The organism is Mycobacterium leprae TN, assembly GCF_000195855.1.
GTDB classification, from domain to species: domain Bacteria; phylum Actinomycetota; class Actinomycetes; order Mycobacteriales; family Mycobacteriaceae; genus Mycobacterium; species Mycobacterium leprae.
This window is the reverse complement of record NC_002677.1, coordinates 2767572-2783283: the sequence shown is the minus strand read 5'-3', so window position 1 is coordinate 2783283 and position 15712 is coordinate 2767572. Positions and strand designations below refer to the sequence as shown.

11 protein-coding genes, 1 tRNA gene, 1 other RNA gene and 1 pseudogene are annotated in these 15712 nt (G+C 57.9%); 5 read left to right on the top strand and 9 right to left on the bottom strand.

The window, feature by feature from the left end:
- Positions 1–191 precede the first annotated feature (191 nt).
- Positions 192–521, bottom strand: a complete 330-nt coding sequence (locus ML_RS19605) for an asparaginase domain-containing protein (protein ID WP_414085567.1) — start codon at positions 519–521, stop codon at positions 192–194.
- Positions 522–1069: 548 nt separating this feature from the next.
- On the opposite strand from ML_RS19605, the gene ML_RS12010 reads away from it, so the two are divergent.
- Both ML_RS12010 and ML_RS12005 read left to right on the top strand, forming a co-directional pair.
- Positions 1070–1243 (top strand): hypothetical protein, encoded by a 174-nt coding sequence (locus ML_RS12010; protein ID WP_156511812.1) that lies wholly within the window; start codon positions 1070–1072, stop codon positions 1241–1243.
- A 200-nt stretch (positions 1244–1443) separates the two neighbouring features.
- A complete protein-coding gene (locus tag ML_RS12005) occupies positions 1444–3807 on the top strand; it encodes an ATP-binding protein (RefSeq protein ID WP_231846633.1) in 2364 nt (787 codons plus the stop codon).
- A gap of 886 nt (positions 3808–4693) precedes the next feature.
- Here ML_RS12005 and ML_RS14465 read toward each other — a convergent pair.
- The 5 genes and pseudogenes from ML_RS14465 to ML_RS11990 form a co-directional block, all read right to left on the bottom strand.
- Positions 4694–4954 carry a hypothetical protein gene (locus ML_RS14465; protein WP_049769881.1) on the bottom strand — a complete coding sequence of 87 codons (261 nt, stop codon included), beginning with the start codon at positions 4952–4954 and terminating at the stop codon, positions 4694–4696.
- 129 nt (positions 4955–5083) lie between these two features.
- Positions 5084–5278, bottom strand: coding sequence for a patatin-like phospholipase domain-containing protein (locus ML_RS14460; protein WP_049769880.1), 195 nt, complete (start codon positions 5276–5278; stop codon positions 5084–5086).
- Between the two features lie 1307 nt (positions 5279–6585).
- The gene (locus ML_RS19600) at positions 6586–6768 is read right to left on the bottom strand and encodes a hypothetical protein (RefSeq protein WP_064430282.1); all 183 of its coding nucleotides are present in this window, start codon (positions 6766–6768) and stop codon (positions 6586–6588) included.
- Between the two features lie 1751 nt (positions 6769–8519).
- Entirely contained in the window at positions 8520–8795 is a 276-nt protein-coding gene (locus tag ML_RS16790; protein ID WP_111481090.1) for a cutinase family protein, read from the bottom strand.
- A gap of 1668 nt (positions 8796–10463) precedes the next feature.
- Positions 10464–11514, bottom strand: a pseudogene (locus tag ML_RS11990) (dihydrodipicolinate reductase).
- Between the two features lie 429 nt (positions 11515–11943).
- On the opposite strand from ML_RS11990, the gene ML_RS11985 reads away from it, so the two are divergent.
- Complete coding sequence (locus ML_RS11985; RefSeq protein ID WP_049769879.1) at positions 11944–12138, top strand: hypothetical protein; 195 nt, start codon at positions 11944–11946, stop codon at positions 12136–12138.
- A 230-nt stretch (positions 12139–12368) separates the two neighbouring features.
- On the opposite strand, the gene ML_RS11980 is transcribed toward ML_RS11985, so the two are convergent.
- The 3 genes from ML_RS11980 to ML_RS11970 form a co-directional block, all read right to left on the bottom strand.
- Positions 12369–12521, bottom strand: a complete 153-nt coding sequence (locus ML_RS11980; protein WP_156517091.1) for a hypothetical protein — start codon at positions 12519–12521, stop codon at positions 12369–12371.
- A gap of 568 nt (positions 12522–13089) precedes the next feature.
- The gene (locus tag ML_RS11975; RefSeq protein WP_010908843.1) at positions 13090–13842 is read right to left on the bottom strand and encodes a hypothetical protein; all 753 of its coding nucleotides are present in this window, start codon (positions 13840–13842) and stop codon (positions 13090–13092) included.
- A 103-nt stretch (positions 13843–13945) separates the two neighbouring features.
- Positions 13946–14031: transfer RNA gene (locus tag ML_RS11970), tRNA-Ser, on the bottom strand.
- A gap of 132 nt (positions 14032–14163) precedes the next feature.
- On the opposite strand from ML_RS11970, the gene ffs reads away from it, so the two are divergent.
- Positions 14164–14260: signal recognition particle sRNA small type (ffs, locus tag ML_RS11965), an RNA gene on the top strand.
- A 91-nt stretch (positions 14261–14351) separates the two neighbouring features.
- The gene (locus ML_RS11960) at positions 14352–15632 is read left to right on the top strand and encodes an aminotransferase class I/II-fold pyridoxal phosphate-dependent enzyme (RefSeq protein WP_111481087.1); all 1281 of its coding nucleotides are present in this window, start codon (positions 14352–14354) and stop codon (positions 15630–15632) included.
- Positions 15633–15712 lie beyond the last annotated feature (80 nt).

The following is a 15712-nucleotide window of genomic DNA, read 5'->3' as shown; positions in this document are numbered from 1 at the left end:
GTGCGGAGAAAGCGGCCCGTATACCCGTATAATGGTGGGGCCTGCATTCGTGGCAAGTAGTGCATGCATTGATCGGGTGTTGTCGTCCAGCGTGGTGGTAACCATGCTGATCCGAGGGGCGCTGAGATGCGTAGCAGGTACCACGAAACGTGCGGGTGGAACATTAACGAGTACAGGTTTGCCTTCGATGACTAAGCTGATTGGATCGTTGTTAGGCGATTCGAATGCGCCGTTGCTGGGTGGTGTGGGCTTTGCTTACCCGGGCTGCGGCATGGATTTTGTCGTCCATTACGATCAGGTAGCCACGAACTTATCGCCGCCAAAACGTTCGCGGGCCTGTCGTAGCTGGCTAGGTTGGGGCCTCGCATTGTGCCCGTGAACACGATGGGTTGTCGTGTCTGGCGAATGAGGCCAGAAGATATACTGTATACGGTCTTCTTGACCGTGTCGGTGCCCTGGATGACTACCACGCCATCGAATTCGAAGAATTGCTCTTGGATTGCAACGGCTAACGTGTCAATGTCACCGCGGGTAATACCAGCTCCTGGAACCTGGTTGACGGCCTCCTAGAGACCGGTCGGGTGACGCTCCCGTCGTGGCGAACCGTAGATACGCTGAAGGTAGATTTATCTCGCGGCTATTGTGTGGGCGGTGTGATGGGTACGATCACAGTGTACTAGTGGAATGTGTGCTATCCTGACTCTGAGCATTCCGACGAACCTGCGAATCGACTGGAATCTGCATCCCGACACCGACTTCAAACAGGCGTGCGCTCGATGTCGATGTGTTGCTCCTGGTGCTTGGCGTAGCTTGGTTTGACCGGGTACCCCAGAGGCATGTGGGGTACCCGGTCATGTTTTCCTGCGAATTTCCACTGATTAGGACTTCATCGATTGTGTGTCGGGCGGTAATCACGCTGGTACGCGAAGTAGAGCGCCGCGCACCACAAGCGGTGACCACGTAAGTGGTATGAAACAAGAATGGGGCGCGCGGCTCTTTCGTGGACTTCAGCCGGAACGCTCGCAACCGCACCATGGCGTCGTCGTATTCGGAGCGGCTCACCTAGGTCGTGACCGTGTCGATCCCGTTGACCTGGGACGAGCTGGCTGTAGCCGACCCGGATGGCTACACCATGGCGATGGTACCCGATCTGGTGCATGGCCGGTACGACCCGTGGGCCGGCATAGATGATGTTGATCTAGTCGATTGCTCCGCTGTTAGAGTATGGTCGCCGCCGACGTAGAACGCGGACTGGGAGGCTGCCATATTTGCCAAAACATCCGAAGATGTCAGGCGAGTCCGAACGGGTACAGCCGAGCCGGCTATTAATCGAAAATCTGGTACCAAACAAACTTGATGTGGTAGAAATCTGCGTAGGAAGTCGGCTGGTTTACGTGTTTCTGCTGATGATTTGTTCCCTGTGGTGGCCGCAGGCTGGCTGGCATGAGCGAGATAGATGCATGGCTTGACACGGCCGAGATACTGGCCCGCCGTGGGCGTAGACGCCTAATTGCGCTAACTGACCATGAACAGCGTCAATGTCCGGCGTTTGGTGCGTTGCCCTGGGATAATACGAAAACTCTGGGACCGTGCGGGGCGGACAGGCGGATGACGACGGCGTTGGTCTGCGTGGCGTGCGGCGCAGAATTGCGGTCGATCGCGAAGTTCTGCGATGAGTGCGGCTCACCGGTTGTCGAGGCCGAAACACCCGCAGAGTACAAGCAGGTGACGGTTTTGTTCGCCGACGTGGTGGGTTCGATGGATATCGCGGCAGCGGTCGGTTTGGAACGGCTGCGCGAAATCATGACCGAGCTGGTCAGCCGCGCCGCGGGGGTGATCGAGCGTTATGGCGGCACGGTGGACAAGTTCACTGGCGACGGCATCATGGCTATCTTTGGTGCGCCGACGGCGTTGGAGGATCATGCGTTGCGCGCGTGTTTAGCCGCGCTTGGTGTCCAAGAAAAGGCTAGGCGGCTGGCGGCCGAGGTTGGTGATCGTGACGGTGTTGATCTTCAGCTGCGGGTGGGCCTGAATTCCGGTCAGGTTATTGTTGGTGAAATTGGTTCTAGCGCTTTGGGGTACACCGCTGTTGGTGTGCAGGTGGGGATGGCCCAGAGGATGGAGTCGGTTGCGCCGCCGGGCGTGGTGATGCTCAGCGAATCCACCGCACGGCTGGTGGAGCAGACCGCAGTGTTGGGTGCACCGCAGACGGTGCGCATCAAGGGCGCCGAGGATGCGGTGCCTGCGCGGCGACTGCTACGCGTAGCCGAGCCGCGCCAGCCGACGTGGTTCTCGGAGTCGACGTTGGTGGGTCGCGAGTGGGAATTGGCCACGCTGGCGGCGATGCTCGATCGATCGATCGGTGGGCGGGGCTCGGTGGTGGGGCTGGTTGGTCCTGCTGGCATAGGGAAGACACGACTCGTCGCCGAAGCTGTGCAGCTCGCGAAAGGTCTTGAAGTCGAGGTGTTTTCCGTTTTCTGTGAATCGCACGCCACCGATGTCGCGTTCGATGTGGTGGCCCAGCTGGTGCGTGCCGTGGCGCAGATCAGCGGTCTCGATGATCGCAGTGCGCGGGCCCGTGTGCGGGAGCAGATTCCTGACGCCGATACGCAGGATCTTTTGCTCCTTGACGACTTGTTGGGCATTGCCGATCCCGCGGTGGAGCTGCCCAGGCTAGACCCGGATGCGCGGCGGCGGCGGTTGACTGCGCTGATCAACGTCGCCCAGTTGGCCTTGAGCCGACCAGCGGTCTTTGTGGTGGAGGATGTTCACTGGATTGACGAGGTCAGCGACTCCATGCTGGCCGACTTTTTGGCGGTGATACCTCAAACCCGGTCGATGGCACTGGTCACATATCGCCCCGAGTACCACGGAGCCTTGCGCCATGTTGTTGGAGCACAGATCATTGCTGTCGCACCCCTGAGCGATGTTGAGACCTCAACGCTGGTTGCTGAGCTGTTAGGTCTCGATCAATCCGTTACCCAGATCGGCGAACTTATCACCGAGCGCGCGGCAGGTAATCCCTTCTTTGCCCAGGAGATCACTCGAGAGCTCGCTGAACGTGGTGTTCTGACAGGTGAGCGCGGCCGGTACGCTTGCAGCACTGATGTGGCCGAAGTCTGCGTGCCAGCTACCCTGCAGGCGACTATAGCTGCCCGCATCGACCGTCTTAGTCCGCCTGCCAAACAGCTGCTTGTTGCCGCGGCAGTTATCGGGTTTCGCTTCGGCTCCGATCTGCTGGCCAGCTTGGGAATCGATCTTAGCGTCGATGAACTGATCGATGCCAACCTCGTCGACCAGGTGCGGTTTACCGCGCCCGTCGAGTATGCGTTTCGGCATCCGCTGATTCGTACCGTAGCCTACGAATCACAACTGAAATCCGATCGGGCCCGGTTGCATCGGCGGCTGGCCGCTGCGATCGAAGCGCGTGCCCCACACTCGGTCGATCAGCACGCGGTGCTGATTGCCGAGCATTTGGAGGCCGCCGGTGATTTGCACGCCGCGTACGGCTGGCACATGCGCGCCGCAGCATGGGCCACTAATCAGGACGTCCGCGCGGCGCGAGTGAGTTGGGAACACGCCACAAAGATCGCTGACGCACTAACTGCCGAAGATCCGCACCGAGCTGCGATGTGCATTGCTCCTCGAACCAGGTTGTGTGGCATCGCTTGGCGAGGGCGTTTCAATTCTAGCTCCGGTTTTGATGAAGTGCGTCAGCTGTGCAACGCCACTGGGGACAAGGCTCCGCTGGCCGTGGCCACGGTGGGGCCGGCGATCGACCACGTGTATCAGGACCGGTTGCACTAGGCGTCGTAGTTGGCTTCTGCAGCCAATGGCCATCATTGAGTTGCTCGAGGAGCGGATTCTGGATTGTGGGGCTGTCCTGATGGCAACAGATTTATGCAAAGGGTTGAGTGCGCCGAGTGGCCTGACGTGCTGTGGTGGTCAACTAGGGTGGCCGGTGTGGTCGATGGTGATCCAACCAAGGGCAACGTGTTCATCGGATCCTTGTTAGCTGCTTGCCTTTGACTATGTGTGCCGAGGTGCGTTGCTTTCTAGGTCATCTTGGGTGGCTACGACGACCTACGGCAGGGGCTGGCCATGGTCCGTAGCGCAGATACGTTGTCCCACGTCTACGGCTGAGGTATGCCGGGGCGATGTGCTGGTCATCGATGATCAGGTTTTGCGTGAGATTTGAAGATGCCCTGCAGAACGCCGAGCGGTACAATAACTATTTGGCATGGTCCTTGGCTCGGATACTGTATGTGCATTACGTTGTTGCATTGCCCAGCTGATGCCGACCGTAACCGCGGGGCGAAGGTACTGACTGAGATCGAGGACATACTTGTGCACCAGGGCCACAGCCCGGCCGGGTTACCTGTGGTGGTCGGTACGTACTTGGCGTGGGAGAGGGTTCGGCTTCGGTATAGCGATGACCTCGTACAGGTTTATCCACACTGCCACCGATCAGTTGGTCCGCGAGGATTGCCCTATTTAGCTGGGGCATTCCCGCGACAGGTGTGTTGGTGGAGACCCTGTTCGATCGTATCGTGGTGCCGATAATGACTTGACCGAAGCTGAGGCCGCGATTGAGTGGTTGGCTTTAGCGCCGGTTGATGGGGATTTGGCCTGCTAGCGACGTGTGGCTGTTGTGGCTCCGGGCTCAGACGCGAGGGAGCTCGGCTTATGTGGACTAGCGTAATTCCCACTGCGACATCGGGAAATTCTTTGGCTTCGAAGGGAGCGCTGTATTAGCAGCACGATTTTGTGGCGACGTTTCCACGCCCGCGATCCGTCCCGCCTCGGGGGCGTGGTCGCTCTGGAAGTACTCCATAAAGCCGATGCTTACTGGATGGGCTTGATAACAGCGTCGTCCTGCGTCAGCGCTGCTGTCGTCGACATCGCCCCACTGATCGTCATGGTTGCACAGCAGGGTGTCGTTGAGGCTGGGCACAGTTGACTGTCTGTATGTTTTTGCTGCTGGAAGTTGGAGCCTTGAGTTGGCTCCGGTGTCACGCTTACTGCAATTAGTGGGCCCTCTAACCCTGCCAGCGTGTTGACGGACCCATTATCCAGCCATGCCTCAGCCGATTGTGCCATTATAGACCATTAATGCGTACAGCAACGGTAGCCGCAGTGCACAGGCGAGGACGTCGGCGAGCTTACCTCGGCGATGCACAACGGTCTGTTGTGCTAGCGGATCCACGCTGATCAAGCGGAACTGTTTCGGCAGCTTCTCGATCAGCTGCTCTCCAAAAGCGCTGAACAAGGTGGTCATGGTACGTTTCCTGCGGACGAGCCTCTTGCTCGGCAGGGTGTAGTCGCTGTGAATTTTACGCACGCGAGCATGCGTATATGTATCGAGCATGCGTATATGTATTATGTACGCATACACAGCAGCATCCAAACCGCAAGCTGCTTGCCTAGCGACGATCGCCCCATGCTGGTTGCCAGTGAACCTGGTCGACCGTGATCTTGGCCGCTTCCAAGCTTCTCCAGCACGCTTAGGTGGGCACACGCGCCGCGCGCTGTTACCGGTTAAGGACGAGATCGACCGGCCGGGTGGCGAGTGGGTGCAGGTCGTTGGTGTAGCTACCGCGGCGGACCACATGCATCGACCGCAGCGTGATCAAGTTGCTCCCACGTGTACCGGTTGCTCTTGGTCAGTGGGGCGTCCGGCCAGCATCAGAAGAGGCACCCTCTACTGTTGCCGGCAACGGTTGTGCAGGCGGGACTGGGGTACCCGCAACCAAGCACTACCCGATCGGCAATGCCGCAAATAGCAAATAGAAGTCCCGCTACTCTGGGGCATGGGCGGCCGCCTGCAACATCACCCGATCCGTGGTCTGATTGTCGCTTTCCAGCCCGTTGCGGTCGACGTTGCTAGAGAGCTATTACCTTTAACCGGCTTAACGATGCCGCGCAAAGTTCGGTGGCCACCATTGCTACCGGCGTGTTGGTGCAGGCGTCGATGGTCGAGATTACCGTCTCGGGCGTTGTCTGGAAGGCCGCTCGCGGAGTCTGGTGTTGTCGTTGAGCGGGCACTTGCACCAGTGTCTCCAAGTACGTGGCCGCCGGCGATCTTGTAGAGTTCGGCGTTGGCCAGTCGGGCGAGGGACAAGTCGCGCACGGCTCGAACCGATTCCTAGCACGGCGCGCTGATCAACAACTCGCGCTCGCCGACCACAGCGCCGTGGCCCCAGCTCCGTGACCACGCCGAGCACCTGTAGGCGTCCGTTCTGCATCACTTAAAGCGCATCGGATGCATCGCCAGCGTGGAACAGAATTTAGCTCTACCTGCTCGCCGTGGTCTCGTAGTTGTGCCAGGATGATCGAGTTTAACTTGGAAAACACCGACGGAGCCCCAGCACGTCGACGTGGTAGTAAGCCGGCTGCGCCGGCTCAGGCCACGGACACCATTGATGGTTGCCCGGTCCTTGATCGGGGGGATCGACTGACTGCGCGGGGCTGGGGCTAAACTACCTCCGCGCACGCGGGTAGGGAGGACGTGACCCAGCAACACTGCCTCTACGACAACTGCGACAAGCCAGATTGTAACCATCGGCCCACCCGCGGCGCAGTAGCCTAGTTGGTCAAGTTGCAGGCCGCCATCGACGCCGGCGCGACGTCAATAACGGTGCGGATGCTGACGATCACGACCGAGGCGGTGGCATATATTTGCCTTATGCGGACAGCCCAGCTAGATAGGCGCTGCTCAGCAGTGGGGACGTGGCGCCCCCCGATTACCTGCAATATCTGTCCGGTCAACTTTTCACCGAGGAAGTCGGACTTGGACCCTACCTATTCTAGGTACCCAGAGCAGCCCAAAACAGCGCCCCGCCAGTGGATGACCAGGCTATACCCATGCCGGTCGTTGACGCGGCCCAGTATGCAGCCCCCGCAGCCGCAGCAGCGAAAATTTGGCGAGGGCCACGGCAAGGCCGGGAAGCAGCAGCGAGTAGCCCCAGACGTAGTTTTCAGAAACAGCACGTGTGTCAGCAGACAGGCCCGTAGAAGCCAACGCAGCCTATGGTGGGTGAGCACGCTGCCGTCCGCGAACGGTCGTATACGCAATAACGCGGGGTGAATCAGCGGTGCCGGGTGGGTATCGCGAGTTCATCACAAATTCAACCATTGCGATCGTCGCTGCTACCAAAATCCCGATCGTCTGGTAAACTTAGCTTAATTAAGTCTTTGTCCTTGACCAACCTCAAGGTCAGGGTGAGCAGGACCAGCGCTATGTCTAACTAGTGCTGCGCCACGCAAAGCGGGCACCCGGCGCTGTCCAACGGCTCGGCTCTCCACCAGCAGATGTCGACCAGCCAGCAAGGTAGCAACGCCCAACGGAAGATTGTCCAGGACCACTCACCAGCTACTTTAGCGCCTCAACTAGGGCACCGCCCACCGGCGAATTGAGGCCCGCGGCAAATAGGCTCCCACCACGCCCCTATGTTTACCCCATGTGCGCGTCGATTAGCTTCGAAGGCCTCGACGACTAGCTCGAGCGATGCCGGTACCGGAATCGCTGCGCAAATACCGTGCAGCACCTGACATGCAATCAGCTGCCCGACGGTGCACAGGCTAGAAGCTACTGTGAATAACACCACACCGGATATGAACAACCGTCGGTGTCCCAGCTAGATCACTGCGCTTACCCGCGGCCACCAAAGAATGCAGCGAAGCCGATGTTGTAGGCATTGAGCACCCGTGACGGGTTGTTGATGGCTGCTATGGAAGTACCACTGAATGTCGGGAAACGCGACGTTGACGATGGCGGAGTCTAGAAACGTGAGGAAGGCGCCGAAGCCACTACCAGTAGCACCATCGTGAGTGAGGACTGACGGCGTCGACGAAGTGGAGTTCCTGTGGTGATGTCGTGGTCTGCTGCTTCTTCCTGGTTCTGGGTCCACAACCGGCGCATGAGTAGGGGAGTAGGGGGAGACGCAGCGTTGGTGCGCACGGTCTGTAAAAGTACAGATGGCCGCCGGCATTATTTTGAGGGGGTTTTATCGGGCTAGGTGGTGGTGAAGGGAAAATCGCTGGACGAATTGATGTACGTGGTGGCAGTGCCACTGGTTCATGAAGTGTGACGAGGGTAGCTCCGCCTGAATCGGCCAACATAAAGTCGTTTCACTTTTATTGACTTGCGGGCAACCAAAGACAACCACCGAGGTTTCGGCCTGTCACGCATGGAATGCGTGACCACCGCAATTGTGGTGACGATACTGGTACTCCTGGGGATCGGCATTGTGATTAATCGGCTTCATCGGTTCAGGAACTGGCTCAAGAATTCGCCCCCTAGTGGGCCATTTGGTGAGGAGTACGCGCAACCTCCTGGGCCGACTCGATAACGTCTAGCTGCTTCGAAGGCTAGGTAGTTGGCCAATATGTCGCCCAACGACACTACTTGCTCGAGTGCTACAGCAACGGCGTGAATTGCTTTGTAGAGAAACGGAATTGTAATTTACAGGTGATTTGCGATGTAGTCCGCAGCCTGGCCTACCATGCTGTCTACTAAGTTAGAGTGCGTGCGCGGAAGGACTGTTGCCATCACCGCAAAGCGCATCGCCTCCAGCGCACAACTTGAAGGTTTTGGGCTGATACAGCGGGCCGATGGCGATCGGCGGAGCGTTGTATTGCTGTAGGAAATGATCCGAAGGTGTGCCGGAAAGCATGACCGCGGCGACGTAGCTTGCTATCTCTGGCGGCACCGCGGCGGCAGATATTGCCGGTGGGATGACAGCCGAGGTGACATACCCAGCCGCGGCTACGCTTTTAGAATATACGCCCAGCATCTTCTTGGTCTTGGGGGCAACTCGCTGTCATGTACTCGATCTGAGAGCTCACGTCACGAATTCCGTCGGTGACCGTGATGGGGAAATCACTGTTCCCGAAGTCGCTACTGGTGAGGTACTCTACCAGAGTATACTACAATAATTTACCTGGGCCCAGCCTGGTTGTGCAGTGAATCCATGCAAGGCCCTCCTACGCTGCCAATGCCAGGTGGCTCATCGGTTTGGCTAGCGAACACCACATCGACCTTCGGGACAAAGGGTCGCCAGTCGCTGTTGGCGCAGGCACACTCAGCAGTTCTCAAGTGGCCACAACCGGCTGCGACGTCCATTGCCACCGTAATCCCGCAGCATCCAATTGATGCCGATCAAATTGATGACGTCCACATCTATCTCATCACGTCGATTCGTAATCTTATCACAATTGAAATCAGCTATTGTGATGTTAATTGTGTTATTTTCTGGCCGGTGTCACTGGGCTTTGGCTGATCTAGCTCGCTTCAGCTGGACACCCGTCGGGTAATCGTCAAACTAAATCCAAGTTGCGCATGGTAGTTACTGATAACCCGTTATTCTCGGGATGGCATCAGGTCGGGTACATACCGTTCTCACGGTGGCTCGGTTGAGAGCGCGGGGCTACGCAGCGCAGTGACACCGGAAGCGTCTCCTAGTCACCGGCGATGGCTTACCGCGCAATGTGTCCGGTGTTGCAGAACCACATGTCGCAAACGTCATCAAGTTGTTCGCGCAACTGTTTGCACCTGTTTTCAGGGCAGTGGCTTGGTGTCGGAACCCTACAATATTTACATTGACGGTCGGCCGCCTATCGTTGACGTCTGGGAGAGGTATTCGCCGCGATCGGTATCAGCACTGAGCTTTGAACCGGCCCGACACCGGAGCAATGGTTTTTCGTCGGCCAAGGATGTCTCGTCGACGGTGATGCATCGGTTGGACGACCGCGGATTGTTATCCTAATGACCAGCCAGTTTGCTACGTCTGGCCGGGGTTCGTGGCCCACGGGGGGGCTGACATCACGGTTCGCAATGTACTTGCGGCATCGATCCGGGTTGTCGCATCTGCGAGGCTTAACTAAGACGGAGGTTATGCAACATCTCTGTATGGAGCAGCGCCTCGTCGTTGTGGAGGTCGATCTCTGTAGGGGATTCAAGTGCAGTATGCAGCTGACTATAGGGTAGTTGCTGTCTGGTTCGGCACGAGCGGTGACCGGCAAAGGCATGTGCCAGCTAATCTGCGAGGAGGTCGCGTACTTGCTCAGCACCCACGGCGTGCATTTTGGTCGCCTTCCTGCCGACTCGCCGATCCAGATTATGATGTCGTCTTAGCTGAACCTGCGCAATCCGTTGTTTAACTGCATAACACCGAAAAGGGACCGTTCTGCCGTTTTCGAGTGCCTTGTGAGCGGGTGTACTTCTCTGGCGTCATATCTTCGATTTTGTTCTTAATCAAAGGATTTGGTTACCTAAGGCTAGGATGGACCCTCGGATGGGCGGATCCTGAAACCCGCAGTTCGTTCGGTTACATACACAACCGGTTTGTGACACAACGGTTTTTCGACATGGAGTTATTAGCGGGTTTGGCCGGTACGCTGTGTAAAGCAATCGTGGCTGCCCGCCATCAAGACCCGCGCGAGGTACCGCCGCTTGATTCGATCTACAAGCCCGTTCGGCCCTGGGAACCCAGCCCTGGACACGGCAGTGCCAGGGGATGCGTAGGCCCGTGGGGGTTGTGGGCTAGCTGTTTGCCACCAACCTGCGCGGTAAGTTCCAGTGATAGGTTGGTGTATGTAGCGATGCCGGGTGTTGTGGCAGCGCCGTACGAGAATCACGTTAATAGTGGATATTACCGTCATGATGTACCCGAGCACCATCAAAGTCGGCGGTGGTCTCAGTCTGGAGGTACGGCGGCAGAAAGCCGACCGTGATGGTTACCGGCGGTTGCCCGTCGATCTGAATGACCCGACCTTTTTGATTTTTGTTATTCAGTATGGCTAGAGTGCGTCTACCTTGCACCACCGGACGTTGAGCTCCACCACAGATTTGCCACTAGCTATTCCCTGCCAGGTTGCGTAGATACCGGCCAGGCATCCCGCTGCAATCGTACAAGGATCCCAGCTCGAGATCGGTTGTGGTTTGAGCATACTCGGCCACGCAATGCATCTCGTCTAGTTCGGCGCCGAGCGTGTCGGTCACCAGCCGTACAGCTTAGCCGAACGTGGTCGTGCCCTGCACAGTAATCGAGGGCAACTGTGAGTGATTGATCGGCTAGCTAAATCCCCACGGGCTTCTTGGTCTGGTCGCTGGTGAACCATAGAAAGCGTTGTCCGCAACCCTATTTTAGGGTGACTTTGTCAACTCGGTTGCATACCGTCGCCGACCACATCGTGCCCGGTAATGAAAAACGCCGTAGTCACCATGTTGGTTTCGGTGGGCAGGATGCGGACTAACTTGTCGACGTCGATTTACTTCGGGTGGTACACCACGCAGTCCGGTTTGAGGGCGAACAGCGGGTCGACATCGTCGGTGGTGGTCACTACCCAGCGGCGGCATGCTGATTAGTTCGCCCGCGTCGCAGCCAGCTTTCTCTGGGCGACTAGGAATAACCCCCGACCAGTTCCAACGCGCGGTTGATGACGGTCGATTTCAGCGAACTTTTGTCGACGTTGCCGGTGCTCCCATTGCATGACGCGATATCTGTTTGGCACTTGCTCAGTATAGGGAATTAGACGGGTCGACTGAGGCACGTTAGCCACCGGAGTTTGACCGATCAGCCACACGTGAGAGAGTCGATCTTTGGTGTGGCTTCGTGGATTTGTCTTGCCGCCTTACGTTATGCAGGTAACCGAAGCCGCGTTCAAGCCCGGTAGATCGCTCCCGCGGGAAGGCGTTTCGCCGGAATTGCTTCTGCTAAAGCGTTGTGCTAATGGTGCTGTCATACGGTAAGTACAGACGGTGCGAGTTGCTACCGATACCAATTTTGGCATCAAGTCAGTAGGTTGCCTCAACACGGGCGCTTCGTTTCAACCAACTTAGTGATGTTGGGCGGCGATAGCCAGGTGGAGTGAGGCATCCGATAGCGGTAGAGGCTATTTTAGTCGTTTTGGCTAGGTAATCCTGAGTAACATGACTTTTCGGTGGCAGACTATTACTTTGGCTTGCTTGTGGACATCCACTCTCTCAGAGAGTTGACGGAGCAGTTGCAGGCCGGAACCCTTGTGCACAAGAAGGCCAAGACATTTCTTTGGGAAGAGAAGCTGCGCATGCTACCTGTTTACAATCCCCACGTCGTTTTGGATCTAGCCAAAATCAGAAAAGGCGAGCAGCTGTAGCCCATATTGCTGATACATGGTAACTACACGACGAGCGTTCCGCTACAGATCGTCGACAGCTACTATCGGATGTGCGTGAGTTATCACAACGACGAGAACACCGGTATTCCGGTCATACTCGCCCACCGTTAGTAGCATTGGTTCCGAGTCTGCAACCGGGAATTGGGGTTAGCCAGGAGCAACGCTGGAATGTGTCATTGATTGAGATCTAAACCGTGGGAATGGTGCGATTACTTAATCTTTCGTTGGGGAGCGTTAATGCTCTCGACGTTGAGTTGCTGGACGAGCTGAGTGAGGCCATCAGCGAGTTGCAATGTTCTGGCGTCGAGGTATTCGTAGTCGCAGGTAGCTAGTTGGGTGTCCTGAGCTGGAAGTGAGCTCAACCGCATATTGCGGGGCGGGGTTGGCTACATCGATAGGATGATGCCGACTCTAGTCCCATGTGTTTGAGGCTATGTTTTGCTATCCGGGGCCGACCGCGGACGCAATCAATGCGTGCCGCTATCGCGGGCTGGTGTGTTGCTGGTCTGCGTGTGGCAACTGTTGCCTATTGAGCTCCGATGAGCAGATCGGTGCGTCAGAGGTGCGTATCGGAGTGCTGTTTCCGTCGGCCCGCCTTTGAGGTTGTGTGTTGCGCGTGCGGATAGGGTGCTGCTTGGTGGTCGTATTTATCGACGGGCTAGAGGTTGTTCGAGGTTGGACTTGCCCCCGCGCGGTCACCGAAGATCTCGTCTAGGTGGCCGTTGCTAAAGCGTCAGACCTTGGCGATATTTCAGTCGATGTCTATCGGCATACGAAAGCTCAGCTGCGCTCTCCTACGTTGGCCCGAATTCGCGAGGCTGGGCCAGTATTGACCACGAGGTTCAGTCAACTGTGGGGGCCACACGCGTTAGCGTATCGCCAACTCTGTTGAGCACCTGCGGCGCTGCGATTGACTGCAAAGTTGGGCCGTTAATTCTCGACCGCGATCCCGCTGCGTGCACGCCTACGCTGATGTGACACTTTGCCGGTCGGGCGGCGGTTGTGCAGTCCGCGCCGAGGTTCGTCGGTCTCTTCGGTCTTGTTGGCTAGGAGTTCGTCAGGTTCTTTCTGTGCCCCTGATTCGGGTGCTGGCTGTGGGTTCTCCGAGGTGACCTCTTCGGCCTGCGCTGGCGTTTCGGCCTCGTTGTGCTCGCCAGCATCGGCTTCTTCATCCTCAGCCTCGTTGTCCTTGCGGCCTTTCCGCCGGCGAATACGTCGCTGGTTGGCTTTCTTCAGTTTGACCGGTTTCGGCGATGGCGGCGGCAGCGCGGCGACGAACGACAAATAGAAAGCGACGAAGCCGAGTACCGCACTGGCTGCAGCAGCTCCATAAATTCCGAACAAACACTGGACAGCGGTATCGCTGCTGAGCCAGATCTCGCCGATTGCGGTGCTCACGATTAGTACCCCGGACAGCACGTGGGCCACGATCGACCAGGTCCTGATGGACAGTGCCAGCTGCGGGATGCCGAGCTCGGATGTTTGGCTGCGCAACAGCGTGAAAACCACTGGCAGTGCGGCCAGGCCGAACAGCACGCCTGTCACGATGCGTAGTGTTGTTCCCAACGTGTGCGTGGTCTCGCCTATCAGCTCCGGCCAGCGGGGCAGCACGAAATAGAAGTAGAGGACGCCAGCGCCAATCGAAAATGACGCGTGCCACAGCGTGGCGACCTTGTATCCCATACCCCTCCTCGTGCTGGTGACTTCAAGCCGTCCTAAAAGTGACGAACCCGACTTCAGAAACGGTATCGAACATGGTCGTGTCTGGTGAAACAACGACCGAGTGCGGAGGATGCGGGATTTGAACCCGCGAGGGCTGTTAACCCAACCCGCGTTCCAGGCGAGCGCCATAGGCCACTAGGCGAATCCTCCGTGGCTATGGTAGCCGCTGGGCCGGGTCGCGTGTGTTGCGGCCTTCGTCGCCCGCTCCAACCCAAGGTAATACCGTGACGATCAGTTGCACCTGGCTGCGCCACACTTGCGGTCGCCGCGGTATTAGACTCTTGATGGACCCCGCGCGGCGTCTATCCTGTGAACTCCCCTAGGGCCGGAAGGCAGCAAGGGTCAATGGGCTCTGTCGGGTGCGCGGGGTCCCCTACCTTGGGGGCGCCGTAACCAGTGCTTATGGCTCAGGGTCTGCCCACGACCTGCGTATGTCACACAGTGTTCGATGGCGAAAGGGGGTTCCACTGGTGTCGTTCGATTCCCTCAGCCCTGACGAGCTAGCGGCCGTACATGCACGCCACCAGCAGGATTATGCGGAGCTGCAGGGCAGGAAACTGGCTTTGGATCTGACTCGCGGCAAGCCGTCACCAGAGCAGCTTAATCTGTCCAACCAGCTGTTGTATTTGCCAGGAGACGATTACCGTGACTCTGAGGGCGTCGACACCCGCAACTACGGCGGACTGCACGGTCTGCCCGGATTACGGGCTATATTCGCGGAGCTGCTTGGCATTCCGGTGCCCAACCTGATTGCGGGCATCAACTCCAGCCTGGAGTTGATGCACGATCTGGTCGTCTTCTTGGTGTTGTACGGCGGTTTGGACTCGTCACGTCCCTGGAAGGATGAAGCGAGCGTCAAGTTTCTGTGCCCCGTCCCCGGGTACGATCGGCATTTTGCCATTACTGAGACGATGGGCATCGAGATGATCCCGATCCCGATGCGCCACGACGGTCCCGACGTTGAACTGATCGAAGAGTTAGTCGTCGTCGATCCCACAATCAAGGGTATGTGGACGGTACCGGTGTTCGGTAACCCTACCGGGGTCACCTACTCCTGGGAAACGGTGCGCCGGCTCGTCCAGATGCGGACGGCAGCACCCGACTTCCGGTTGTTCTGGGACAACGCATACGCGGTGCACACCTTGACGCATGACTTCATCCGCCAGGTCGACGTGCTGGGGCTGGCCGCTAAAGCCGGCAATCCGCATCGGCCTTACGTTTTTGCGTCCACCTCAAAGATCACCTTCGCCGGTGGCGGTGTCAGTTTCCTGGGCGGATCGCTTGGTAACATCGCTTGGTACCTGCAATACGCTGGGAAGAAGTCGATTGGCCCCGACAAGGTCAACCAGTTACGGCATTTGCGCTTCTTCGGTGATGCCGAAGGAGTCCGTCTGCACATGCTGCGCCATCAGCAGATATTGGCGCCGAAATTCGCGTTAGTAGAAGAGATTCTGAAGCAGCGGCTCGGCGACTCCAACATCGCCTCTTGGTCCGAGCCCAAGGGCGGCTACTTCATCAACCTCGATGTTCTACCCGGAACGGCGCGCCGGACTGTTGCCCTGGCCAAGGCTGCCGGCATCGCAGTTACCGAGGCGGGTGCGTCATTCCCGTACCGAAAAGATCCGGATGATAAGAACATTCGGGTAGCGCCAAGTTACCCGTCGATGTCGGAATTACGTAATGCAGTCGATGGGCTGGCGACGTGTGCATTGCTGGCGGCTTCCGAGTCGCTGCTCAACGCTCGGTGCTAGCGTACTCGAGGTCGGCCGGTCGTTAGTCAGCGGTTCGGCTTGACCGGCCCGCCCCTTAGGCGGACCCTCCGGGGTTCGCA